This window comes from Burkholderia sp. D-99, from assembly GCF_011605345.1.
Classification (GTDB): domain Bacteria; phylum Pseudomonadota; class Gammaproteobacteria; order Burkholderiales; family Burkholderiaceae; genus Burkholderia.
In genome coordinates, this window is record NZ_JAAOXM010000002.1 from 1,033,224 (window position 1) to 1,057,776 (window position 24,553).

The window sequence follows — 24,553 nt, forward strand, 5'->3', positions numbered from 1 at the left end:
GTCAGATCACGCCGAGCGACTTGCCGACGCGTACGAACGCGGCGACCGTCTGGTCGATCTGTTCAGGCGTATGCGCGGCGCTCATCTGCGTGCGGATGCGCGCGCGGCCGCGCGGCACGACGGGGAACGAGAAGCCGATCACGTAGACGCCTTCGTCGAGCAGCTTGTCGGCCATGTTCGTCGCGAGCTGCGCATCGCCGAGCATCACCGGGATGATCGGGTGCGCGCCCGGCACGAGCGTGAAGCCGGCTTCGGTCATCTGCTTGCGGAACCGCGCGCCGTTCTCGCGCACGCGCTCGCGCAGCTTCGCGCCTTCGTCGCTGCCGAGCAGTTCCAGCACCTTCAGCGATGCCGCGGCGATGCTCGGCGTAAGCGTGTTCGAGAAGAGATACGGGCGCGAGCGCTGGCGCAGCAGCTCGACGACTTCGCGACGCGCGGCAACATAGCCGCCCGATGCGCCGCCGAGCGCCTTGCCGAGCGTACCCGTGATGATGTCGACGCGGCCTTCGACGCCGCAGTGCTCGGGCGTGCCGCGGCCGTGCGTGCCGATGAAGCCGACCGCATGCGAATCGTCGACCATCACGAGCGCGCCGTAGCGATCGGCGAGATCGCAGATGCCTTTCAGGTCGGCGATGATGCCGTCCATCGAGAACACGCCGTCGGTCGCGATCAGCTTGTGGCGCGCGCCCGCTGCGTCGGCTTCCTTCAGCTTCGCCTCGAGGTCGGCCAGGTCGTTGTTCTTGTAGCGGAAACGCTTCGCCTTGCAGAGGCGGATGCCGTCGATGATGCTCGCGTGGTTCAGCTCGTCGCTGATTATCGCGTCGTTTTCGTCGAGCAGCGTCTCGAACAGCCCGCCGTTCGCGTCGAAGCAGCTCGAATAGAGGATGCTGTCCTCGGTGCCGAGAAACGCGGCCACCGCGCTTTCCAGTTGCTTGTGCACGGTTTGCGTGCCGCAGATGAAGCGCACCGATGCCATGCCGAAGCCGTCCTCGCCGAGGCCGGCCTTCGCCGCATCGATCAGGCGCGGATCGTTCGCCAGGCCCAGATAGTTGTTCGCGCAGAAATTGAGCACGCCGGCACCGCCGGCGAGCCGCACGGCCGCCGCCTGGGGACTCGCGATCTCGCGCTCGGTCTTGTAAAAACCGTCCGCGCGAATCTGGTCCAGCGTCCCGCGCACCTGGGCGAGAAAGGCATCACGCATCGCAAAGCTCCTGACAGGGTTTCGCATTCCGCAACGCACCGCTCGTGGCGGCGGCGCAACGGCCTGCTACTGTTATAGTCGGTCGTTCGGTTGACCGCATTTATCCGATATTCCGAACTAGAATTCGAAATACCGAACAACTCTAAGCGAACGGAATCCAAATGGCAAGTTCCTCCGGTTCGCGGCGCACGCCTGCCAGCGCCGCACCGCAACCGCCGGCCGCCACGCCGCCGCGTGTCGGCGAGCAGATCCAGCGGCTGCGCAACGAACGCAAGCTGACACTCGACGACCTGTCGCGCGCGGCCGGCGTATCGAAATCGATGCTCTCCGAGATCGAACGCGACAAGGCCAACCCGACGATCGCCGTGGCGTGGCGGCTGACGAACGCGCTCGGCATCACGCTCGACGAGCTGTTCTCGCAGCCGAAAGCGCCCGAGACCATCCGCGTCGACGGCCCGCACGACATTCCGACGCTCGCCGGTCACGACGGCCGGTACCAGTTGCGCGTGTGGGGCCCGATCGACCTCGCCGGCAAGTTCGAGTGGTACGAGCTGACGCTGCCGGGCGGCGGCGCGCTGATATCGAACGCCCACGAGCCCGGCACGCGCGAGCACCTCACCGTGCTGCAGGGCGCGATGGAAATCGAAGCCGCGGCGGCAAGCCGGCGCCTGAAGGTAGGCGACACCGCGCGCTACCCGGCCGACGAGCCGCACGCGATCCGCAATCCCGGCAAGGCCGAGGCGCGGGCACTGCTCATCGTGATACACCGCTGACGGCGCGGATAGCTGGCCAAAGGGCCGATTGCAGGCCAGTTGCGGAAAACACTGTATGTTTGTACAGTATACGGACATTCCGCCATGCATGGGCCGGAGCCGGCGCACCGAGGCGCCCGCCCGGTCGACAGGAGCCTGCAATGACAGAAGAACAAGATTTGGCCGCGCTCAGCTTCAAGGCTGCCGCGCACGACCTCGAGCTGATCGTTCGCCATATTGCCGGGCGCTATATCCGCCAGCGCGTCCCGCTGACGTGGCGCCTGCTGCACGCCATCGAAGCCGAGGCGCTCGCCGATCTCGGCTTTGCCAGCCGGCACGAGGCCGGCATGCGTCAATTGTTCGAACGGCCGTCGGACATGACGTTTCCCGAAACGGACGATCCGATCGACTTCGGGCGCTCGAACGCGCTGCCCGCCGTATTTTCGTTCGCGGTTCTCGCATACGAAGCGGCGTCAACCTCGAACGACACCGCGCCTCGCGAACGTGCTCTTCGCCCGTCCAAGGCGTGGGGCGACTGACTGCCCGCCCCGGCCACCGCGCGTGGCGGCCTTGTCCCGCCTCTTGCTGCCCGAGACGTTGCGGAAAGGGCTACGATATACGCAACTAACGGAATAAATCACATGTCCCTTCCCGCCTCTCCCGACACCCCAGCACGCCCGGAGGAAACGGATCTGTTCGACCGCGGCGCGTCCGACTGGATCGTCTCGCCCGAAGCCGCATTCGATGCGTGGCTCGCCATGCAGGACTATCGCCGTTCATCGGCCGACGTCTATCGCGCGCAATGGGGCGCGTTTCTCACTTGGCTGCGTACGCACCAGAAGAATCTGGCAACGGTCGATACCGCAGCCATCGCGAATTTCGTCGGCGAGCTCCCGATCCGGAAAACCCAGCGGATGCGCTATCTGCGGCTGATCGAGCGCGTGCTCGACCACATCCGGCGTACCGAATACGCATCGACCAACCCGGCCCGGTTCATTGCTCAGGATGGCGAAGCGAACTGGCGCAAGGCGCGCGACAACGAACCTACCGGTTTCCTCACGCCAACCGAGCGAGCAACGTTGCTCGCGTACCTGTTTTCGCCGATTGGTGTATCCGGTTCCGCTTATTGGAAAGAACGGCGCGACCGTGCGCTCGTCGCCGTGTTTCTCGGTGCCGGCATCAAGACCGGTGAAGCTCGCGTACTCACGATTAGTTGCATCAATACGGCTGGAACATCGCTGCAGATCGAATCGACACATCCTGATTTCGCACGCGAAACCCACCTGGCATCGTTCGCGATCGCGCTGCTCGAAGCGTGGCTCACCGAACGCAAGCGTCAGGACATTCCGGGTGAACTCGTGTTCCCCGCATCCCACGCCGGGCGGCCGATGCACAAGGCGACGATGCTGCGCGCCATCGACGCGATCGTCGAATCCGCCGGGCTCACGTCGTCACGCACTGCGCGCGCGAGCCCGCAAACACTGCGCAATACCTACGCGGCCGAGCTGTTCGAACACGATGTGCCGCCCGAACGGGTCGGCAAATGGCTGGGCTTCATGCGGCCCATCTCGTCGAATCGCCTGCATCGCGCATGGAAAAACTGGCGCGACGGTCTGGCCGACAGCAACGGTGACGGTGACGCATCCGGCATCGACGAAACTCACTGATCCCCAAACGGCTGCTCACGCGACGCGATCCGTGAGCAGCCTTGTGTGGCGTTGCCTCACCGTTTCACAGCTCCCGAAAAACCTCACCTCAAGCTCCCCGGATCGTCTCACCTGTGCGGTGCGACCGATCCTTGCGTCACGTGTGCGCAAAGCGGGCGACGGCTTCGAATCGGGATGGCCATGGGCCCGAAGCATGCTCGCACTCGGGGCAGGCCACTTCGAAACCCTCTTTTCCGTGCGACAGTTCGGGCTCGCCGTCGCAATGCGGGCAATGGGCCGGCACCGGAATCTCTTGATCCAGTGAGGTGCCGATCGCGGCAAACGCCTCCGCATCGAGTTGTCCGGCATCGGCCAGGCGGCGGATCAGCGCGGCGATTTCCGGATCCATTCCGCGGCTCGCGCGCAGCGAACTCACATCGCGCGTCGCACGTTCCAGTTCATCGCCCTGGCTGCGCAACTGTTCCTCGAGCCGGTCGGCGCGCGCCTTGGCCGAACTCAACTGCTGCAGGAAATCGAATTCCTTGCGCTGGACGTCGCGCAAACCGCTCTGATAGGTCGACGCCGTGCTGCGGAGCGCATCCAGCTCGACCAGCATGGGCTTGACGCGGCGTTCGGCTTCGGCCACCGCGTCCTTGATTTGCTGCGCGTAGTGCTCGGTGCGCTGCTGCAGTTCGGCTTGCAGTGCATCGATACGGTCGCGCAGCGTGGCGTTCTGCGCCTGCTCGGCTTCGACACGGCCGGCTGCCGCAGCCAGTTCCTTCTCCAGTCGAGCGACTGTGGTGAGTAACGTCGCTTCGCTTGCCGAACCATGCGTCGTTTGCGACGCAAGCTGGACTTCCAGTTCGGTCACGCGAGCCTGCAATTGCTCGTTTTTCGCTTCGCCACGCGCGAGCGCGCCTTCGAGCGTTTCCTGGCGGACGGTTGCGTCGCGCAACCGCTGTTCTGCGTCCGCAACGCCGGCGCGAACCTGTTCGCGATCGCCGTCGAGACTGTCTCGCGCGGCTTTCAACGCTTCTTCATACAGTGCCCCCAACAACGCACCGGCTTTTTCCTCGACGGCTTTCGGGATTGCTGCACCGTCGAGCCTCACCTTGGAAGCGGAGCGAATGCGCTCCCAGAAATGATCGATGTCTTTCGGGATGTCGCTTGCGCTGCCGGTCTGGGTGAGATCGCGGACGTTGGCAGCCGACGGCCGGATGCCGAGATCGAAGAACAGCCGTTTGCACGCATGCAGCGACAATTCCTGCCGTCGGGCACCGTTTGCGCGCAGCGATTCCAGTTCGTCCCGAATGGCTTGGCGTATTTCGTCGAGGGTCATCGCTGTGCTCACAGACATTGAAGTGTTGCGATCATAACGAAATACGTACTTATTAATACCTTCTTCCGCTCAACGTTGTGAATTTACGTCGCTTTGCACAGAAATCGGGCCTGTGAGCGAATCTGGACGACTGTGGTTCAGGATTCCGTGAAACAAAGCGAAGAAAGTCAGCCAAGTCCTTGTCGTACAAGCGTTTTCCAGCAGATCCAGAATTTCGGCATTTGTTTCACATGACGGTGGATCCGATTGCCTGTGGGTGTTCAGGGGTTGGGGTGTCTGTGGAAAACTCTTCGGCCCATGTCTTGAGAGTATTAGAAGTAAACACCCTTGAACCCTTAGTTAAAAACGTTAACGCCACGGCACAGCCTTATGCTGCAAGGCTTTCCGGCCGACAAGGTGAAGTTTTACGGGAGCCAAGGTGATCTTCTGCGGGAGCTGAAGTGATGGGGTTCAGGGAGCTGCGTGAGCCGTTGCAGGAAAGGTCGTGAGCGGATTCGGGATCACAGTGAAACACGAGATTTCCCAAAGGTGAGGTTTTTCGGGGCCTCACAGCCACAGAACCCGCGCTGTGCCTGACTGCACAGTTTTCTGCCTGTGCAGACATAGGTGAGAACTTGCGGGACCTTCTTTGTGCCCCGATTCTGCCCATCTTTTAGGCAGTTTTTGTGAAAGGTGAGGTTTCACGGGACTCCGCGGGAGTTTGGTGTGAGGATTTCCGGGAAGCGGACGCCATTTTGCACAGCAAAAGTGCTCTCGGGGGCCTGTGATGCCCTAAAGGTGAGGTTTTTCGGGAGGGAAATGCGGGTTTTCCTGCCCGGATCCCGCTGAGGTGAGCTTTTTCGGGGCATGAATCACAGGCGGTGATTCCGGCCACAGGTGAGCCTTTCCGGGAATGGAATTTGCCCGAAAAATGGTCAAAGGTGAGGTTTTGCGGGACCTGTGAGCAGCCGAATTCGCCGAAAAGCCCGCCAGGACTGGAAGAAATCTCGTTTTTGCTGTGCCACTTTTTGGCACAGGTGAGATTTTTCGGGGGGTGACATAGGGTTGTCGTATGAAGGTTTTCGGTCGAAAGGTGAGGTTTTTCGGGGGATGTCAGCGGCGCACAGCCAGATGCCTTCTGCGCATAAGTATCGGAAGGCATTGGGGTTTTTGATACCGCGGCAGTTACGGTGAGGTTTTTCGGGAGCCATTTCCGTGGCAGTGGAGGCACAGCGATTTTTCGGTAAGGTGAGCGTTTTCGGGAGGCTTGGGTAGCAAATCCCGCGTGAGCCGGGGATTCGTCGGCATCCGGGCGAATAGAGACGCTGTGCTCAAGGTGAGTATTTTCGGGACCCGATACGGTTTGTGCGCTGTACAATGCGCGCCCGGGCCGACAAAGCTCGCTCGATCGGGTCGTGCGGGCCGGTTTCGCTGGCGCCTTCCGGGATGGCGGAGCCGATCACGATCACCCGGTGAGTCCCGCCTGTACATGCATACAGGCCGAAGCGGGCCGATCGGGAAGCGCGGTGAGGTGGGATCGCAACCCTGTGCCGAACTCACGGCGGCGCAGTCGTAAAATTACGACAAATCGAAAGGTGAGCCGATACGGGAGCACACTTCGCACGTGTCGCGCACAGGTGAAATTCTGTGAATCGGCGCATCCCGCAGCACGTCTGGACGAGTCCGGAACGCTGCAAATCCGGACTGGTGAGGGTTTTCGGGAGCGCCTGGGGTGAGTGCCGTTTTGCACGCGCACTTCACCCGCTATGGTGAGCATGTCGTTCTGGACGCACATCACCGCAGGCGCTATCCTTCCGGAAAACTTCTCCTCCGACCCGACGTATGGCCACGACGAAGCGCGCCAAGAAAACCGATGTGGATGTGGTGAGTGCCAGTTCAGCCGAATTGCGCAAGGCCGTCGAGGCGATCGCAATTCAGCCGAAGAGCGGCAAGATCACGCTCCTCACTCGCAAGCTGTTCAATGTCCTGCTGGCCGTGGCGCAGCAGGCCGACGACTCGGGCGATACGTATCGTGCGCTGCTGTCGGACATCGTCGCCAACTCCGCCTTCGATTCGAACGACACCGCGCTGGTGAAGGAACACCTGCGCCGCATGGTGTCGGTGCAGGTCGAATGGAGCACGGGGACGTCGAGCCAGAAGCCGGGCCGCAAGTGGGGGATCTCGACGCTGATCGCCGACGCCGAAATTCTCGAGGATCCGGCGACCCGCCGTGTGTGGGTCGAATTCTCGTTCGCGCCGAAGATCAAGAAAAAGCTGCTCGACCCGGTCCAGTACGCGCGCCTGAGCCTGCAGTTCCAGAGCCAGCTGCGTAGCAGCGCCGGTCTCGCGCTGTACGAGATCTGCGTGCGCTACCTGACGAACCCGAGCCACCTGACGATGCGTGAGCCGTGGGAATGGTGGCGGCCGATCCTGTCGGGCACGCCCGACACGGAAGCCGGCGACGAAGCGAAGCGCGAGTACAAGTACTTCAAGCGCGACTATCTGCGTCCCGCGATCGCGGAAGTCAACGCGGTCACCAACATCTTCGTCGAGCTGATCGAACACCGTGAAGGGCGCCGGGTTGCGGAGATCCAGTTCCGCGTGACCGAGCGCAAGCAGCCGATGCTGGCGCTCGACGAACACCCGAACGTGTTCGACAGCACGCTGGTCGACCGGATGGTGAAGCTCGGGATCCCGCTGAAGGAAGCGCAGACGCTCTATGCGGACAGCGAAGAGAATCGCATTCGTGCTGCGCTGCAGATGACCGAGCAGCGGATGCGCAGCACGACGCTGCCGCCGGTGCGCAGCGCGCCGGCGTTGTTCAAGGATGCGCTGAAGAAGGGTTATGCGCCGCCGGTCGAGTCGGTCGACGCGCTGCCTGCCGGCACGCCGACTGCGAAGCTTGCAGCGGCCCAACCGGACGACCTGAAGGCACGCCTGCTGAGCGAGTTCGCAGCGTTTCGCCGCAAGGAAGCGAAGGTGCTGTACGAAGAGCAGGGTGACGCCGAGCGCGACGTGGCGCGCGAGTCGTTCGAGTCGGAGGCGCTGCCGACGATGGGCACCCATCTGCGCGATGACTGGCGCAAGCGCGGCCTCGATTCCAAGCTGGCCGAGACCGCCTTTTTCGACTGGCTGGCCCAGAAGACCTGGGGCGAGCCGACGGACGGCGACCTGCTGTCGTTCACGCTGAATCAATCGCGGGCCGCCTGAGGCCCGCTCAGGCCCGCTGACGGGCCGCCGCCGGCCCCGCCCTCAGTTGGCGGGCCCGGTGTCCTCACCAGGCCCTGCCGGCCGTTTCCGTCACTCCGACAACAGCATCCGCTCGAGTTGCTCGAGGATCGCGTCGCGCTTGTCCTTCGGGAGACCGCGCAGGCGCAATTCGATGCGATCTTCGCCATACGATTTCAGGTCGCCGACCGACTTGCCGCCGAGCTTGATCTCGAGACGCTGCGCATAGCGCTGACGACCTGCAGCCTTCGGCGTTTCCTGCGCCGCGACGCGGCCCTTGACTATGTCCGACACCTGGCGAGTGCTGAGATCGTCCGACACGATCTTGTTGATCAGCCGCAGCGTGGCCTCAGTGCCGCGAGCGTTGTGATAGCGGCCGACCTGATACGCCATGTTCGAACCGAAGCGATCGGGGCGCGCGACCATTTCGTGCATGATCGCTTCCGGCAGCTTGCCGATCGACAGCGCGACGGCCACCGTCGATTCGTCGAGGCCAAGGTGCTCGGAGAGCTCCTTCTGGCTCTGGAAATGCTTGTCGTCGAGGAAGCGGCGCCACACGACGGCGTTGTCGAACACCGTCTGCGAATCGCGCTGGACGTTGAGATCGTAGCCGAGCTTGTAGCTCTGGATGCCGATCGGAATGTCGATCACGATCGACTTGACCGATTCCTTGTTGGCTTCCTTCAGTGCCCGCACGCGGCGGCCGCCGTCGCTGACGAAATACGTGCCCGGGTTGTCGTAATCCGGAATCACGTGGATCGCCTGCTGCTGCCCTTGCTTCGCGAGGTTGACCGCGAGCTCGGCAATCGACGATTTCAGATAGAAGTGCCGCGGATTGAACGGGCTATGCTTGATCGCCTTCAGCGACAGCTCGATCACCTGCCCCGGTGCATAGCGGTTCTCGAGACGCCACGCACGATATTGCGCAGATTCATCGATCGACGGATCGAGCGTGAGCTCGGGAGCGGGCGGCGGCGCGATGTCTTTCTTCGCGGATTTGGTCGGCGCCGGAGTGGGCGTCTCGGACTTGACGATGCCGTCGATCGCATTGAGTCGATCGAGTGCCGTGCGCTTCTCGCTCGTCGTGATATCCGGGCGCGCTTGGAATCCTTTGGCAAATTGGGAGGGTTTCATGTGACTCCTTTGTGCGCATAAAGTCAGGGCAGCATGGCGACGATTTCGTCGGCGCATGCGCGAATTTCTGCGGCAGCCAGCTTGCCGCCACGATCGTTCATCTGCAGTACGGTCTGACCGAGCGCCATCGCCTGCTTGTACGCCTCCCGGGTCGGGATCTGCGTTTTCAGCAACGGGAAGCCGAGTTCCTCGAGCGCGCGCTTGAGCTCGCGGGTCAGCATGCGCTTCTCTTCGGTCTTGTTCAGCAGGAAGACTGCGCGGAGGTCTTCGTTCATGACCTGCGCCTGCTGGATCAGTTTGACCAGCCCGACGCTCGACCAATAATCGGCTGGCGACGACGACGTCGGAATCACGGCAATCGATGCGGCCAGCAGGACGACGCCGGATACCTTCTCGGTGATCGACGGCGGGCAGTCCACGACGATGATGTCGTAGTCGTTGATGAACTTCTTGATCTCGCGATGGATCTGGCCGTCGGCTTCGGCCAGGTTGACGACCGGAAACGGAATGCCGGTGTCGCTGTCGCCGGATGCGCTCGACCAGTGAACCAGCGTGTTTTGACGATCTGCGTCGACGACGAGGACGCGCTTCCCTTTTTCATGGAACGCGGCACCGAGGTGCATGGCAATCGTGCTTTTGCCGACGCCACCTTTTTGTTGAGTGACTGCAATGATTTCCGCGGCCAATTTTCACTCCTATTTTGGTCGTTGGAATTCTACAGGACGATATTTGAATTTCAATGAAATTGTCGTTCGACAACTACGCATTAGCCATTCGGGCTATCGGTTTATGCGCATAAACGAACCAGCGATGGCTGGTGGCTCGACCGGGATGGTGTAGCGGATGCCTGCAACGTCGATGAGCGACTCGGGGGGAGTTATCGGGTGTGGCATCGTCGGTGTGAATAGCGAGTTGCCGTCGGATCGTGGTGCGCTGCCCTTTCGTTCGATGAGGCAGTCTTGCCTGAGCGCCGGGGAGTTTGTGCGCATAAACTCCGCGGAAACCGAGGCGGTCGATCGTGCGACGGGAGGCCGGCACTTCTGAGTGGGTTATGAGCGGTAAGTCGTGGCCGGGAATGCTGCGTTGAGGCGTGCCACTGACCCCGTGTACGTCGACGCAACGCGCTGCCTGGGCGCCATGTTTATACGCATAAACTGCGGCCGATGGCGATGGCGATGGCGATGGCGATGGCGATGGCGATGGCGATGGCGATGGCGATGGCGATGGCGATGGCGATGGCGATGGCGATGGCGATGGCGATGGCGATGGCGAGCGGCGAGCGGCGAGCGGCGAAGGATCACGTCCCGACTGCTCCGGAATCCAGTGCGCGGCGATCGAGCAGCGAGCATATCGACGCAGCAATCGCATCCACGTGAGGGCGTGTCCGCAATTGCCGCGTCGCGAATCGAGAGCTACCTCACCTGGCAATCGCGCTTTATGCGCATAAACCAACCGACCTACGATGTACCTGCCCGCATCCCTTGCGGCCCAAAACCCTCATCGTATCGATCTGGCGCGCGGCCCCTTTATTCGCCATCCCGCGACAGAAAGCCGCTCGCCTTTATGCGCATAAACACATCAACTCCTTGAAGCGCATCCCGAACAGCACTCCCCTCTCACGGTCCATCGCACTGCCTCACCCACCTGCCTCGGTGAAGCGGCCAACCCGCTCGCGATCCCGCGCCAACCACCCCCAGACACCCGATGCCGACTGGCTACAATACAGGGCTCTACCCACCAGGCTTGAATGATGATCACGATCTACCACAACCCCCGATGCTCGAAGTCGCGCGAGACGCTTGCGTTGGTCGAGTCGCTGAATACCACCGGCACGCCGTTGAATGTGGTCGAGTACCTGAAGACGCCGCCGACGGCCGAGGAGCTGGAAACGCTGCACCGGCAGCTTGGCCGCTCGGTTCGAGACATGCTGCGCGATGGTGAGGAACCGTACAAGACGCTGGATCTGGCCCGCGCCGATCTGACCGATGCGGAGGCTTACGCGGCGATTGCCGCTCATCCGATTCTGCTGCAGCGGCCCATCGTCGTTTATCGCGGCAAGGCAGCCATCGGCCGGCCACCCGAATCGGTGCAGGCGCTGTTCGAATAATTCTTGCCCGCCGTATTTTTCTGACTGCATCAGCCCGGCACAAGCACGGGCAATCGACGCCTGCACGATCGCCGGGCAGCATGCCGCCAACGCCCGTTGCGTAACGTGAGTGCGATCGCACTCACGCGAGCCGGGCCTAGCCTTCCCCGGACGACGCCCCGTCGTCGTCCGGCCCCCTCCCCGCCGCTGCTTTCGCGGCCGTCCGCAGCAGCGCAATCTGGCTGCGATAGGTCCTGCAGCCACTGCAGGTCGGCAGGTGTATGCGCACCTGCAGGCGCTCGTGCAGGGTCAGATGCCGGTCGAGCGCATCCGACAGCAGTCGCGTCACGTCAGTACATTTCCCCGGCAGCATCTTCGGTCGTCAGTCCTTTTTCGCTCAGGCAGGTTCGCAGGCGCGTGCGCGCCCGATACAGCAGCACGCTGCAATGATTCGTCGTCAGCGTCAATTCGCTGCAGATGTCCGTAATTTCGACGTCGAGGAATTCGCGCATCATGAACACGCGCCCGATCTGCTCGGGCAGGTGATCGAGGCAGGCCTGGAACAGCGCCCAGAACTGCTGCTGTTGCAACAGCGTTTCGGGGCGCGGCCACGGTCGCGGCTTCGCATGCGCGGCCCAGTGCCCGTTTTCCTTGAACAGCTCGCGATCGAGCACCGATTCGCCGTCGAGCTCGGCATCGAGCGCCGACAGGCTCACCGTGCGCTGCCGCGCGCGCAGCACGTCGATCAGCTTGTTGCGCAGGATACCGAACACCCAGGTCTTGTGGGCCGACAGCCCGGCGAAATCGCCTGCATGCGACCACGCGGCGGCGAGCGCTTCCTGCACGGCGTCTTCGGCCGCGTCGGCGTCGCGGAGCTGGAGTCGCGCGAAGCGCAGCAGGTCGCGCCGCAGTTGCGCGAGATAGGCGGGGTCGTCGTATGCGGACGGCATGTCTGGGTTGCGGTGTCTCGAGTCAATTGCGCGTGCGCCACCGAGCGGGCACGTCGCGGTGCGAGCAGCTTACTGGGCGCGGTGCCGGCCCGCAATGCATGTTCCGTCGCGAATTCACGAAACCGGTCGACACGCTGCGCTATGCTTGCCGAACCCTGTGTCGCGTGTCGACCACGACACGCGGCGGGCAGTTTGTAACGTCAGAACATAACGGCCGAGTTATCCACAATTTCTGTGGAAAACCTTGTGGAAAGTCGGCCGGACGGCCCCGTGGGGCGGTTCGCGGGCTGGCTTGCCTATAAACAGACCTTTGTCGCTTGTTCGGAAGCAATCGATCCGATTCCTCACTCACCGGAAGGAGAATGCCATGTCCTATCGCATCGCTGTGGTCGTCGGCAGCCTGCGTCGCGCTTCGTGGAACCGTGCGCTCGCGCACGCCGTGATCTCGCTCGCGCCCGCCGATTTCTCGTTCGAGTTCGTCGAGATCGGCGAACTGCCGCTGTACAGCCAGGACTACGACGCGGATTTCCCGGAAGTCGCGAAGCGCTTCAAGCAGTCGATCGAAGCCGCCGATGCGCTGCTGTTCTTCACGCCCGAGTACAACCGCTCGATTCCGGGCGTGCTAAAGAATGCGCTCGACTGGGGCTCGCGGCCGTGGGGTTCCAACTCGTGGTCGGGCAAGCCGGGCGCGGTGCTCGGTACGTCGCCGGGCGCGACGGGCACCGCGCTCGCGCAGCAGCACCTGCGCAACGTGCTCGCGTACCTCGACGTGAAGACGCTCGGGCAGCCCGAGATGTTCATCAAGCACGATCCGGCGCGCATCGACGATCAGGGCCAGATCGTGAGCGAAGATACCCGCAAGTTCCTGCAGGGCTTCGTCGATCGCTACACGGGCTGGGTGCGCTTGCTGAAGTCGGCCTGAGCGCCGCCCCGTTCATGCCGCCGGCGCCGGCCCGCACGCAGCGGGTCACGTGCCGGCGTGTCGCGCGTGCCGTGCGTCGCGCGCTTCGCGGATGCCCAGCAGGATCTCGTCGAGCAGCGCAATGTCGAACGGCTTCGACAGCACGCGGACATTGACGGTGCGCGTGCGGTCGAGCTCCTCCGCGTAACCCGTGACGAGAATCACGGGCAGCTTCTCCGGCCGCTTCTCGACTGCTTCGGCGAGGTCGATGCCGTTCAGGTGGCCCGGCATGTGGATATCCGAAATCACGAGGTCGAACGCGTCGTTCGCGGCTGCGCCTTCGATCAGGCGCAACGCGTCGTCGGCGGTGGGCGCGTAGGTCACGCGGTGCCCGAGCAGCGACAGCAGCGCTTCGGTGCCGGCCGCGACTTCGCCGTTGTCCTCGACGAGCAGCACGTGCAGGCCGGCGAGCGCGCTCGTACCCGTGTCGAGCGCGATCGCCGGCGGCCGCGCGACGACATCCTCGGCGCTCGCGCGCGGCAGGTAGAGGCGCACCGACGTGCCGGCGCCGACCGCGCTGTCGATCGTCGCGAGGCCGCCCGAGCGTTCGCAGAACGCGAATACCTGCGGCAGGCCGAGCCCTGTCCCCATCCCCTGCGCCTTCGTCGTGAACAGCGGCTCGAACGCGCGTGCGAGCACGTCGGGCGCCATGCCCGAACCGGTATCGTCGAGCGAGATCTGCACGAAATCGCCGGTCAGCGGAAAGCCGTCCTCGCGACGCAGCGTCACGTTGCGCGCGCCGACCGTGAAGCGGCCGCCGGCCGCCATCGCGTCGCGCGCGTTGACCGCGAGGTTGATCACCGCGAGCTCGAGCTCCGCGACGTCGACGCGGATCGGCCACACACCGGGCTCGATCGCGACGACCAGCGACGATTTCGAACCGAGCGACGTCTTCAGCAGTTCGCGGCACGTGCCGACCCACTGCCCGACGTCGATCGTCTCGTTGTGCAGCGGCTGCTTGCGTGCGACACCGAGCAGCTGGCGCGTGAGCGACTGCCCGTTCTTCAGTGCGCGCTCGATTGCGCCGAGCTCCTTGTCGAGATGCTGGACCCCGCGCCGCCGTACGATCTGCACGTTGCTCGAGATGATCATCAGCAGGTTGTTGAAGTCGTGCGCGACGCTGCCGACGAGATTGCCGAGCGCCTGCATCTTGCGCGACTGCCGGTACGCCGATTCGATCGAGCGCCGCATCGACGCTTCGGCCTGCCAGCGGTCCCACGCCTCCTCTTCCGCCTTCAGCCGCTTGAGTGACAGCCAGATCACGGACCACAGCGCGACCGACGGCGCGAACATCGAGAGGAACAGCACGCTCAGGTGTTCGTACCATTCATGCCAGATCGCCGACGTGCGGTACGCACACGTCACATAGACGGGATAGCTGCCGACCTGGCGATACGCGACGATCTCGCTGCTTGCGCCGTCGTGGCGCACCCGCACGACACCGGCGCGCGGATCGTTGCGCGCGTCGCCGAACGTGACGGCGCGATCGGTATGCGCGAGTGCCGGCGGCGGCGGATACGACGCGATCACCGCGCCGTCCGAGCGCGCGAGCGCCATCGTCATCGGCGTGCTGGCGCCGCCGAGCAGGTCGCGGTAGAACGCGTTGAAATACGACGACTTCAGCGCGATCGACACCATCCCGGCGAACGAACCGTCGCTATGGCGTCGTGCAACGCCCGTGTTGAACACCGGAATGTTCTCGAGCTTGAGCGGCCCCATCATCAGCCGCGAGATGTGTTCGATCACCTTGCCGTCGCGAATGCCGGCGAAGTCGTCGCGGTTCGCGATCGACGCATAGGGCGCCGGATAGTAGAGGCTGTTCGCGAGCAGCATCCCGCTCGCGCCGAAGATCGACACGGCAGCCACCTGCGGATAGCCGCCGCCGATCGTGTTCAGCGCTTCATGGATGTCGGACTCCCGGTTGCGCACGGTCGCGTCGTCCATGTCCTGCACGAGATCGACGATGCGCGCATCGAGCGTCTCGCTCAGGTCGAACACCTTGAGCGCGTGCTCCTCGGCAACCCGCACGGTGCGCATCGTCACGTCGCTCGCGCCGGCCTCGCGCGTCTTCAGGTCGTTGTATGCCATCACCACGACGTAGATGCAGGGCAGCACGATCGCCGCGACGAGCAGCACGATCAGCGTCACGCGGCGCACCGCGAAATCGTGCTCGGGCGCACCGGACGCGTAGTTGCCGTCGTCCTGCCAGTCGTCGGCGGGTGGGGAGGCGGGAGCGTGGGAATCGGCGGGCCGGTCGGACGTCATCGAGGAAGCGGGTGAGGCAGAGGTGCCTGCCATCATAAACGAGTTGCGACGGCCCGCCGCGCGGCCCCGGACGCACGCAATCCTGTCGATTCCGACAGGGGGAAATTGTCAGATTGAAAACGCGACGAATCCGGCAGCGCAAACGTACACAAGGAAAAATTTTGCGTGCTTATCTCGAAAATGGTCGCGCCTGTTTTCAGAATGGCGCGTGTTCGGATCGATTCTGTCCGAAATGGTGAATATGGCGAGTTGCATCGCCTCCGGTTTACTCCGAGAATCGCGCCTTGCTTTCCCTATGACAGATATCTGCGCCCGCCGGCATTCGCCGCGCGGTGCGTCGCGCGCACCCGCGTCGCGGCGCCCGCGCGCGGTTGCAAGGCGGTTGCCCGCGCCCGAACGCATTGGCGCCTCAAGAAGCGCGCCGCGCGGTCGTTAACGCGAGAGAGACCATTCCGTATACCGCTTCGCCCATGCCTTTGCCGATTGTAATTGCCGACGATTCGCTGCTCGCTCGCAAACTTCTGACAAAGGCGCTGCCGGGAGGCTGGGACGTCGATGTCGCGTATGCCGCGAATGGTCGAGAGGCCTTGGCGCTCTATCGTGACGGCAAAGCTTCCGTAATGTTTCTGGACCTGACGATGCCCGACATGAGCGGATATCAGGTCCTGGAGACACTGCGCCACGAAGACCTGAACACGTTCGTGATCGTGGTATCCGCCGATATCCAGCCGCAGGCGCAAGCACGCGTGCGCGAATTGGGCGCGATCGCATTCGTTGCCAAGCCCGTGACGTCGGAGGCATTGCTGCCCATTCTCAAGGAGTATGGGTTGTATGCCTGACTCGGTGTTCACGGCGGAGCAACGCGACGCGTTGCAGGAGATCGCCAACCTCGCAATGGGCCGCGCCGCCGCTCGGCTCGCGTTGTTGCTCGGGCGCTTCATCGAACTGTCGGTGCCGCGCGTGCGGGTCGTGAAAGCGTCCGACGCGGGCGACGCGCTGCGCGAGATGACGGGCATCCACGACAACGTGACCGCCGTGCGCCAGGGCTTTCGTTCCGACATCAAGGGCGAGGCGATCGTGCTGTGCCGTACGGCGGGCATCGCGCGGCTCATGTCGGTCGTCGACCGCACGTTCGGCGACGGCGTGTACGGCGGGATGGCGACACCCGACGAAGTCGTGTTCGACGTCGCGAACGTGCTGATGGGTGCCTGCGTCGCATCGATCCTCGACGAGCTCGGCCGCAAGCCCGTGTTCTTTCCGCCGGGACTGCTCGGCGCGAACGTGTCGTTCGACGACGTATTCCAGCCGACCGAGCTGGCATGGAGCGTGGCATTGCTGCTCGAGGTGAACTTCGGGCTCGAGGACCACGCGTTCCGGGCCCACTTCGTGATGCTGATGGCCGAGGATTCGATCCGGCTGATGGGCGACGCGCTCGACGCGTTGCTGTCCGCGCTATGACGGCCGCCACCCCGTCGCTGAGCGATCTCGTGATCGAGCGGGTGGGCTTCGGCCTGTTCGTGCTCGACCGCGCGATGACCGTGCTGATGTGGAATCGCTTCATGCAGGACCACAGCGGCATCCCGGCCGCGGACGTGATCGGCCGCAACCTGTTCGACTGCTTTCCGGACCTGCCGCGCGCGTGGCTGTCGCGCAAGCTCGAGAGCGTGTTCCAGCTCGGCAGCTTCGCGTTCAGCTCGTGGGAGCAGCGGCCCTATCTGTTCCGCTTCGAGCACGACCGGCCGATCACGGGCGGCGTCGACTACATGCAGCAGGACTGCACGTTCATGCCGCTCACGCGCGGCCGTGACGTCGAAGCCGTGTGCGTGACGATCTCGGACGTCACGCACGTGAGCGTGATGCAGCGTGAGCGCGAGGAAGCGGTCGCGAAGCTGCGCGAACATGCGAATCGCGACGGCCTGACCGGCATTGCGAACCGGCGCTTCTTCGAGGCGCGGCTCGGCGACGAATTCGCGCGCTGGCAGCGCTACGGCGGCGACATGTCGGTGCTGCTGTTCGACCTCGACCACTTCAAGACGATCAACGACCGCTTCGGCCATGCGGCCGGCGACGCCGTGCTGCGCGAGACGGCGCGCCGCGTCGCGTCGATCGTGCGCGCGCAGGATACGTTCGGTCGCTTCGGTGGCGAGGAATTCGCGCTGCTGCTGCCGTGCACGGATCTCGACGAGGCGATGCTCGTGGCCGACAAGGTGCGCGACGCGATCGGCAGCGTGCCGGTCGATGCCGAGGGCGTCAGTGTGCCGGTGACGGCGAGCGTCGGCGGCGCGTGTGCGAAGACGGGCGCGCCGACTTGCGACGTGCTCGTCAACGAGGCCGATGCCGCGCTCTACCGCGCGAAGCGGCTCGGGCGCGACCGCTCGGTCGCCTACACGTAGGCGCACCTGCCCCGCTGCGCGCGGCGCGGATGCGCCCGGCGCGTGCCGCGCTCAGCTTTTCGCGATGTCGGCCAGCACGCCGGCCAGTACGGCCGGCTGCGACATGAACGGCGAATGGCTGCTGTCGAGCTGGTGCACGTGGGTCGGGTTGCCTGGCGCGAACGCGTCGGCTTCGTCGATGAAGCGCTGCTGCAGCGCGGGCAGGATCACGCGATCCTGCAGGCACTTGATGTAGTGGCGGTCGATCGCGCCCCAGCGCGCGGGCGTCGTCGGGATCGCGGTCGCGAACGGCGCGGCCGGCACGTCGCAGGTCATCAGGTTCGCGACGGCCTCGAAGTCGGCCTGCGGCACGTCGTCGTACAGCGCGCGCTTCGCGAGCTCGCGATACGCAGCGTCACCGCTGCGCGGATCGATGCGCAGCGCACCGGCGACGCGCGGACTCGCCAGCATCAGCGGGCCGAGCATTTCCCCCTTGTTCTCCGGCGCGCGCACGTAGTCGAGGCCCGGCACACCCGACGCGGGCATGAAGGCCGCGAGATAGACGATCTTCGCGATCTTGTCCGGCGCGCGTTCGGCGGCCGCCGTGATCGCGAGGCCGCCCATGCTGTGCCCGACGAGCACGACTTTGCCGTGGCCGAGCGCGTACGCGTCGTCGACCGCCTGCATGACCTGCGTCGCGTAATCGTCGAGCGTCGTGTTCGCGACTGGCGACGGCTCGGCGCCGAACGCATCCTTGTCGAGCGGGCGGGCGAAGTAGGATGCGGGAAAGCGGGCATTGATGCCGTGCGCGGGCAGGTCACGCGCGATCGACAGATGGCCGCGCGCGGCCAGCGCGGCCGCGACGTGCGCGTAGCACCACGCACCGTGCCAGGCGCCGTGCACGAGCACGAAAACGGGATGATCGGACTGCGGGGTGGCGCTTGCGTTCGTCTCCATGGTGTCCGGGTCTTCAGATTTTGAGAAAGGTGTCATCTTAGACGAACCCGCGTGCGCCCAGACGCGCCGGATTCGATCTGTCCCTCTTGTCTCGTACAGGCCACATTTCGTCCGGATCTGATTTGAATTTATCCCGAAGCACGCTAATTTGTTGCTTTGCTCGCGGTTGCGCCCCATGAACGTCGACTATCTCTTCTACCGGAAGCCGAACAAACCCGGCCCCTATTCGCTCGACGACCTGGGCGACATCGCGCCGCCGATCGGCCCGGGCGACCTGATACGCGCGGGCATCGCGCGCGTGTTCGCGCAGATCGACTGGCAGGAATCGCCCGATGTGCCGGGTGCGTGGTTCGGCACGGGCGGCGCGGTCTTCCAGTTTACCGCGGAGCCTGACGGCCACGTGACGAGCTTCATGGGCTCGCGCCTCGAACGCCGCTCGATGCTGCAGCTCACCCGCGAAATGGGGCTCATCGCGCTCGACCTGCAGCGCGACATCGTCTACGGCTGACGCACCGTCGGCGCCGGTTCCCGCGCGGGCCGGCCGCGCTTGCCGGCCAACGGCTTCCGGCATGCCGCCGCACGCGGCGCGTGTCCGCCATCGAACTTCAAAGATTGCTATACTTTCGCCCAATTCCGGCTTCCGGCCGGTAACTTGTGCCTGTCTGCGTCGATCGTTCGCATATCTCGCACGCATTTGACACCCTGACCATCCCAGCCGGGCATGGCTTCTTCAATCGCCCCGCGTGGGTGTCTCCGTGGAGCTCGTCTTGGCCGTTTCCCATTCCGTCGTGGACGAACAAGAAACCGACGCCGCTGCCGTCACATCGGGCAGTTCTTTCTATCTCGCGATGCGCATCCTGCCGGCGACGCAGCGCGACGCGATGTTCCAGGTCTACGCGTTCTGCCGTGCGGTCGACGACATCGCCGACAGCGACCTGCCGCGCGCCGAGCGCACCGAGGGCCTCGATCGCTGGCGCGCCGACATCGACGCGTGCTTCGCCGGCCGCCCGCCGCGCCACCTGGCCGCGCTCGACCGCGAGATTCGCGCATTCAACCTGCAGCGCGACGATTTCCACGCGATGATCGACGGGATGGCGATGGATGCGGTCGAAGACATCTGCGCGCCCGACGAACCGACGCTCGACCTCTTCTGCGATCGCGTGGCGAGCGCGGCCGGCCGGCTGTCGGTGAGGATTTTCGGGATGCCTGAAGCCGAAGGGATCAAGCTGTCGCATCACCTCGGCCGCGCGCTGCAACTGACCAACATCCTGCGCGACATCGACGACGATGCGGCGATCAACCGATGCTACCTGCCGCGCGAGCTGCTCGCGCGCGAAGGCATCGCGATCGCCGACCCGGCGACGATCGTTCGCGATCCGGCGCTGCCGCGCGTGTGCGCGACGCTCGTCGAGCGCGCGCTCGAGCATTTCCGCCAGGCCGACGCGGTGATGGATACCTGTCCGCGTGCGCAGGTGAAGGCGCCGCGCATCATGTCGGGCGCGTATCGCTGCATTCTCGAAGCCGCGATCGCACGTGGCTTTGCCTTCCCGCGCGCGCCGCTGCGCAAGCCGAAAGCGCGCATGCTGATGATCGCCGCGCGCTACGCGCTGTTCTGAGTCGACCGAGTCGATGCCCAGGACCGTCCACGTGATCGGCGCCGGCCTTGCCGGCCTGTCGGCCGCGGTCGAGCTGCAACGCCGCGGGCGACGCATCGTGCTGCACGACGCGCACGCGCATGCGGGCGGCCGCTGCCGCTCCTGGTTCGACGGGACGCTGAACACGACGCTCGACAGCGGGCTGCATACGGTGTTTGCGGGACAGCCCGCGACGCAGCGCTACCTGCGCGCGATCGGTGCGGCCGACCAGCTCGCGGGGCCCGCGCTGCCTGAATTCCCGGCCGTCGACGTCGCGTCGCAGCAGCGCTGGACGCTGCGCTTCGGCGACGGGCGCTGGCCGTCGTGGCTGTTCGATGCCGCGTCGCGTGCGCCGGGCACGACGCCGCTCGACTACCTCGCGCTCGCCCCGCTCGTGTTCGCGCGCATGGGCCGCTCACTCGCACAGACGATGCGATGCGACGGCATGCTGTGGGAACGTTGGCTGCGGCCATATTTCCTCGGTGTGCTGAACGTCGAGCCGCGCCATGCGAGCGCCGAACTCGCGCGCGCGGCGCTGTACGGCACGTTTGCCGCGGGCGGCCCCGGCTGCCGTCCGCTCGTCGCGCGTCATGGCCTCGGCAGCGCATTCGTCGAACCGGCGCTGCGGATGCTGCAGCACGGCGGCGCGCAGATCCGGCTGAATTCGCGGCTTGACGCGTTCGAATTCGGCGCGCACGGCAATGCGGTCGATGCGGTCTCGGTCGGCGGCGAGCGGATCGATCTCGCACCGGGCGACGCCGTCGTGCTGGCCGTGCCGCCCGAAGTCGCGCAGCCGCTCGTGCCCGAGCTCACCGCGCCCGACACGTTCAGCGCGGTCGTGACCGCGTATTTCGCGGTCGAGACGCCGGCCGGTACGCCGCTGCAGACGGCCGTCGTGAACGGTGTCGTCGATGCGGTGCGCACCGGCGGCGGCCAGCTCGCGGCGACGATCCGCGACGCGGGGCGCTGGCTCGACACACCGCGCGACACGCTCGCGCGGCGCATCTGGGAAGACGTCGCGCGCGTGACCGGCGCGAACCCGGAAACCATCCCCGCGTGGCAGCTCGTCGTCGAGCCGCGCGCGGGCTTTGCGGCGGTGCCGTCGCAGGAAATGAAGCGTCCGGCCGTGCGTACGCGCTGGACCAATCTTGTACTGGCGGGCGACTGGATTGCCACCGGCTTGCCCGCCACGATCGAGGGCGCGATCCGCTCCGGCCAGCTGGCCGCGGACGTGCTCCAGACACAATAAGAGAGGGACCGATGAACGATCTCACCGAAATGGCTACCTTGTCCGCCGGCACCGTGCCGGCCGGCGTCGACGCGGCCGTCGCGCGTGCGACCGACGCGCTGCTGGCCGCACAGCAAGCGGACGGACACTGGGTCTACGAACTCGAAGCCGATTCGACGATTCCCGCCGAATACGTGCTGCTCGTCCACTATCTCGGCGAGACGCCGAACCTCGAGCTCGAACAGAAGATCGGCAAGTATCTGCGCCGCATCCAGCAGGCCGACGGCGGCTGGCCGCTGTTCACCGACGGCGCGCCGAACGTCAGCGCGAGCGTGAAGGCGTATTTCGCGCTGAAGGTGATCGGCGACGACGAGAACGCCGAGCACATGCAGCGTGCGCGCCGTGCCATCCACGCGATGGGCGGCGCGGAGATGTCGAACGTGTTCACGCGCATCCAGCTCGCGCTGTACGGCGCGATTCCGTGGCGCGCGGTGCCGATGATGCCGGTCGAGATCATGCTGCTGCCGCAGTGGTTCCCGTTCCACCTGTCGAAGGTGTCGTACTGGGCGCGCACCGTGATCGTGCCGCTGCTCGTGCTGAACGCGAAGCGCCCGATCGCGAAGAACCCGCGCGGCGTGCGCATCGACGAGCTGTTCATCGATCCGCCCGTCAACGCCGGGCTGCTGCCGCGCCAGGGCCACCAGAGCGCCGGCTGGTTCGCGTTCTTCCGCGTGGTCGACCATGCGCTGCGCGCGGTCGACGGCCTGTTCCCGAACTACACGCGCGAACGCGCGATCCGCCAGGCCGTCTCGTTCGTCGACGAGCGCCTGAATGGCGAAGACGGCCTCGGCGCGATCTATCCGGCGATGGCCAACGCGGTGATGATGTACGACGTGCTCGGCTACGCGGAAGATCATCCGAACCGCGCGATCGCGCGCAAGTCGATCGAGAAGCTGCTCGTGGTGCACGACGACGAAGCGTATTGCCAGCCGTGCCTGTCGCCGGTGTGGGACACGTCGCTCGCCGCGAATGCGCTGCTCGAAACGGGCGACGCACGTGCCGAGGAAGCCGTGCTGCGCGGCCTCGAATGGCTGCGCCCGCTGCAGATCCTCGACGTGCGCGGCGACTGGATCTCGCGCCGCCCGCACGTTCGGCCCGGCGGCTGGGCATTCCAGTACGCGAACGCGCACTACCCGGACGTCGACGATACGGCGGTGGTTGCGGTGGCGATGGCTCGCGCGCAGACACTCAGGCAGAACGACGCGTATCGCGATTCGATCGCGCGGGCGCGCGAGTGGGTTGTCGGGATGCAGAGCAGCGACGGCGGCTGGGGCGCGTTCGAACCGGAAAACACGCAGTACTACCTGAACAACATCCCGTTCTCGGATCACGGCGCGCTGCTCGATCCGCCGACGGCCGACGTGTCGGGCCGCTGCCTGTCGATGCTGGCGCAGCTTGGCGAGACGCCGCTGAACAGCGAGCCGGCGCGCCGCGCGCTCGACTACATCCTCAAGGAGCAGGAACCGGACGGCAGCTGGTATGGCCGCTGGGGGATGAACTACGTGTACGGCACGTGGACGGCACTGTGCTCGCTGAACGCGGCCGGCCTGACGCCGGACGATCCGCGCGTGAAGCGCGGCGCGCAGTGGCTGCTGTCGATCCAGAACAAGGACGGCGGCTGGGGCGAGGACGGCGACAGCTACAAGCTGAACTATCGCGGCTTCGAACAGGCACCGAGCACGGCGTCGCAGACGGCCTGGGCGCTGCTTGGCCTGATGGCGGCCGGCGAGGTGAACAACCCGGCGGTCGCGCGCGGTGTCGACTACCTGATCGCCAACCAGAACGAAGAAGGTTTGTGGGACGAGACGCGCTTCACGGCGACGGGCTTCCCGCGCGTGTTCTACCTGCGCTACCACGGCTATCGCAAGTTCTTCCCGCTATGGGCGCTCGCGCGCTATCGCAACCTGAAGCGCGACAACACGACGCGCGTCACGGTCGGGCTGTAACGCGTGGCGTCCCAATCCACCGGCACGCTGCCCGTCATCGCCGTGACGGGGATGGCGTTCGAGGCGCGCATCGCGCGCGGCGACGGCGTCGAAGCCGTCTTTGCCGCGCGGGCCGACCGGCTCGAACGCGCGCTGACCGAGGCGACCGCGCGCGGTTGCGCGGGCATCGTGAGCTTCGGCACGGCGGGCGGGCTCGCGCCCGACCTGGCGCCCGGCGCGCTCGTGATCGCGAACGCGATCGACGGGCCGTTCGGCCGCGTCGAGACCGATACGCGCTGGAGCACGCGGCTCGTCGCCGCGCTGCACGACACGCCGGTGTGGGCGCGCGTCACGCGCGGCACGATCGTAGCCGTGAGCGCACCGGTCGTCAGCGAACAGGAAAAGACGTCGCTGCATCGCGCGAAGGGCGCGCTCGCCGTCGACATGGAGTCGCATATCGCGGCGGCTTTCGCGGCCGCGCGCGGTGTGCCGTTCGCGGTGTGCCGCGCGATCGTCGATCCGGCGTGGCGCACGCTGCCGCGCGCGGCGACGGCCGGCCTGCGCGACGACGGCAGCACGGCGATCCTGCCGATCCTGCGTGAACTGCTGAAGCAGCCGTCTCAGCTCGGCCCGCTGCTGCAGGTTGCAAGCGACGCGCGCGCGGCGCGCACGACGCTGATCCAGGCACGGCACGCGTTCGAGCGTGCGGGCGCGATGCGGATCGTTTGAGCGGCGTTCGCCGCGACTTTCTCCCCTCTTCTCGGTTTCCCCGTTTCGTACGGACAAAAAAAGAGCGCTGCATGATGCAGCGCTCTTCGTCTTTGCGCGGCCGCCGT

The 24,553-nt window shown here is 65.3% G+C and carries 22 protein-coding genes and 1 pseudogene; 15 read left to right on the forward strand and 8 right to left on the reverse strand.

Annotation, left to right across the window (positions count from 1 at the left end; genetic code table 11):
* Position 1: 1 nt before the first annotated feature.
* Entirely contained in the window at positions 2–1,201 is a 1,200-nt protein-coding gene (locus HAV18_RS11880; protein ID WP_166955764.1) for a glycine C-acetyltransferase, read from the reverse strand.
* 161 nt (positions 1,202–1,362) lie between these two features.
* Here HAV18_RS11880 and HAV18_RS11885 point away from each other — a divergent pair, with 161 nt between their 5' ends.
* The 3 genes from HAV18_RS11885 to HAV18_RS11895 all read left to right on the forward strand — a co-directional run bounded on the left by HAV18_RS11885 (position 1,363) and on the right by HAV18_RS11895 (position 3,620).
* Complete coding sequence (locus tag HAV18_RS11885; protein ID WP_021163719.1) at positions 1,363–1,974, forward strand: helix-turn-helix domain-containing protein; 612 nt, start codon at positions 1,363–1,365, stop codon at positions 1,972–1,974.
* A gap of 140 nt (positions 1,975–2,114) precedes the next feature.
* A complete protein-coding gene (locus tag HAV18_RS11890; protein ID WP_166955765.1) occupies positions 2,115–2,492 on the forward strand; it encodes a DUF2471 family protein in 378 nt (125 codons plus the stop codon).
* A 102-nt stretch (positions 2,493–2,594) separates the two neighbouring features.
* Positions 2,595–3,620, forward strand: a complete 1,026-nt coding sequence (locus HAV18_RS11895) for a tyrosine-type recombinase/integrase (RefSeq protein WP_166955766.1) — start codon at positions 2,595–2,597, stop codon at positions 3,618–3,620.
* A gap of 136 nt (positions 3,621–3,756) precedes the next feature.
* On the opposite strand, the gene HAV18_RS11900 is transcribed toward HAV18_RS11895, so the two are convergent.
* The gene (locus HAV18_RS11900; protein WP_166955767.1) at positions 3,757–4,938 is read right to left on the reverse strand and encodes a DNA-binding protein; all 1,182 of its coding nucleotides are present in this window, start codon (positions 4,936–4,938) and stop codon (positions 3,757–3,759) included.
* 1,821 nt (positions 4,939–6,759) lie between these two features.
* On the opposite strand from HAV18_RS11900, the gene HAV18_RS11905 reads away from it, so the two are divergent.
* The gene (locus HAV18_RS11905) at positions 6,760–8,127 is read left to right on the forward strand and encodes a replication initiation protein (protein ID WP_166955768.1); all 1,368 of its coding nucleotides are present in this window, start codon (positions 6,760–6,762) and stop codon (positions 8,125–8,127) included.
* A gap of 90 nt (positions 8,128–8,217) precedes the next feature.
* On the opposite strand, the gene HAV18_RS11910 is transcribed toward HAV18_RS11905, so the two are convergent.
* Together HAV18_RS11910 and parA are read right to left on the reverse strand one after the other, a co-directional pair.
* On the reverse strand, positions 8,218–9,279 hold the full coding sequence (locus tag HAV18_RS11910) for a ParB/RepB/Spo0J family partition protein (protein ID WP_166955771.1): 1,062 nt from the start codon (positions 9,277–9,279) through the stop codon (positions 8,218–8,220).
* A gap of 23 nt (positions 9,280–9,302) precedes the next feature.
* Positions 9,303–9,965: a ParA family partition ATPase gene (gene parA, locus HAV18_RS11915; protein ID WP_166955774.1), complete on the reverse strand. Its 663-nt coding sequence runs from the start codon at positions 9,963–9,965 to the stop codon at positions 9,303–9,305.
* A gap of 533 nt (positions 9,966–10,498) precedes the next feature.
* Here parA and HAV18_RS39635 point away from each other — a divergent pair.
* Both HAV18_RS39635 and arsC read left to right on the forward strand, forming a co-directional pair.
* Positions 10,499–10,726, forward strand: a pseudogene (locus HAV18_RS39635) (hypothetical protein); the annotation flags it as partial.
* A gap of 303 nt (positions 10,727–11,029) precedes the next feature.
* On the forward strand, positions 11,030–11,386 hold the full coding sequence (arsC, locus tag HAV18_RS11925; RefSeq protein WP_166956772.1) for an arsenate reductase (glutaredoxin): 357 nt from the start codon (positions 11,030–11,032) through the stop codon (positions 11,384–11,386).
* 136 nt (positions 11,387–11,522) lie between these two features.
* Here the strand turns inward: arsC and HAV18_RS11930 are convergent, their stop codons facing one another.
* Together HAV18_RS11930 and HAV18_RS11935 are read right to left on the reverse strand one after the other, a co-directional pair.
* Positions 11,523–11,738: a zf-HC2 domain-containing protein gene (locus HAV18_RS11930; RefSeq protein ID WP_166955777.1), complete on the reverse strand. Its 216-nt coding sequence runs from the start codon at positions 11,736–11,738 to the stop codon at positions 11,523–11,525.
* Complete coding sequence (locus HAV18_RS11935) at positions 11,716–12,315, reverse strand: RNA polymerase factor sigma-70 (RefSeq protein WP_166955779.1); 600 nt, start codon at positions 12,313–12,315, stop codon at positions 11,716–11,718. Before HAV18_RS11935 ends, HAV18_RS11930 begins: the two co-directional genes overlap by 23 nt.
* A gap of 367 nt (positions 12,316–12,682) precedes the next feature.
* On the opposite strand from HAV18_RS11935, the gene HAV18_RS11940 reads away from it, so the two are divergent.
* Positions 12,683–13,237 carry an NADPH-dependent FMN reductase gene (locus HAV18_RS11940; RefSeq protein WP_011353625.1) on the forward strand — a complete coding sequence of 185 codons (555 nt, stop codon included), beginning with the start codon at positions 12,683–12,685 and terminating at the stop codon, positions 13,235–13,237.
* 45 nt (positions 13,238–13,282) lie between these two features.
* Here HAV18_RS11940 and HAV18_RS11945 read toward each other — a convergent pair whose 3' ends face one another.
* Positions 13,283–15,541 (reverse strand): hybrid sensor histidine kinase/response regulator, encoded by a 2,259-nt coding sequence (locus tag HAV18_RS11945; protein WP_166955782.1) that lies wholly within the window; start codon positions 15,539–15,541, stop codon positions 13,283–13,285.
* A gap of 470 nt (positions 15,542–16,011) precedes the next feature.
* Here HAV18_RS11945 and HAV18_RS11950 point away from each other — a divergent pair, with 470 nt between their 5' ends.
* The 3 genes from HAV18_RS11950 to HAV18_RS11960 are packed head-to-tail and all read left to right on the forward strand — an operon-like array spanning position 16,012 to position 17,934.
* Positions 16,012–16,380, forward strand: a complete 369-nt coding sequence (locus HAV18_RS11950) for a response regulator (protein ID WP_021161390.1) — start codon at positions 16,012–16,014, stop codon at positions 16,378–16,380.
* Entirely contained in the window at positions 16,373–16,999 is a 627-nt protein-coding gene (locus HAV18_RS11955) for a chemotaxis protein CheC (RefSeq protein WP_166955784.1), read from the forward strand. The genes HAV18_RS11950 and HAV18_RS11955 overlap by 8 nt, the downstream gene beginning before the upstream one ends.
* Complete coding sequence (locus tag HAV18_RS11960; protein ID WP_166955795.1) at positions 16,996–17,934, forward strand: GGDEF domain-containing protein; 939 nt, start codon at positions 16,996–16,998, stop codon at positions 17,932–17,934. The genes HAV18_RS11955 and HAV18_RS11960 overlap by 4 nt, the downstream gene beginning before the upstream one ends.
* 51 nt (positions 17,935–17,985) lie before the next feature.
* Here HAV18_RS11960 and HAV18_RS11965 read toward each other — a convergent pair whose 3' ends face one another.
* Positions 17,986–18,870, reverse strand: coding sequence for an alpha/beta fold hydrolase (locus HAV18_RS11965; RefSeq protein ID WP_166955797.1), 885 nt, complete (start codon positions 18,868–18,870; stop codon positions 17,986–17,988).
* Between the two features lie 175 nt (positions 18,871–19,045).
* Here HAV18_RS11965 and HAV18_RS11970 point away from each other — a divergent pair, with 175 nt between their 5' ends.
* The 5 genes from HAV18_RS11970 (at position 19,046) to HAV18_RS11990 (ending at position 24,446) form a co-directional block, all read left to right on the forward strand.
* Positions 19,046–19,378: a hypothetical protein gene (locus HAV18_RS11970; protein ID WP_027790205.1), complete on the forward strand. Its 333-nt coding sequence runs from the start codon at positions 19,046–19,048 to the stop codon at positions 19,376–19,378.
* Between the two features lie 259 nt (positions 19,379–19,637).
* Positions 19,638–20,486, forward strand: a complete 849-nt coding sequence (hpnD, locus tag HAV18_RS11975; RefSeq protein ID WP_166955799.1) for a presqualene diphosphate synthase HpnD — start codon at positions 19,638–19,640, stop codon at positions 20,484–20,486.
* Between the two features lie 13 nt (positions 20,487–20,499).
* On the forward strand, positions 20,500–21,753 hold the full coding sequence (gene hpnE, locus HAV18_RS11980; protein WP_166955800.1) for a hydroxysqualene dehydroxylase HpnE: 1,254 nt from the start codon (positions 20,500–20,502) through the stop codon (positions 21,751–21,753).
* An 11-nt stretch (positions 21,754–21,764) separates the two neighbouring features.
* Positions 21,765–23,738 (forward strand): squalene--hopene cyclase, encoded by a 1,974-nt coding sequence (shc, locus tag HAV18_RS11985; protein WP_166955801.1) that lies wholly within the window; start codon positions 21,765–21,767, stop codon positions 23,736–23,738.
* A gap of 51 nt (positions 23,739–23,789) precedes the next feature.
* Positions 23,790–24,446: a phosphorylase gene (locus HAV18_RS11990; protein ID WP_208101943.1), complete on the forward strand. Its 657-nt coding sequence runs from the start codon at positions 23,790–23,792 to the stop codon at positions 24,444–24,446.
* Positions 24,447–24,553 lie beyond the last annotated feature (107 nt).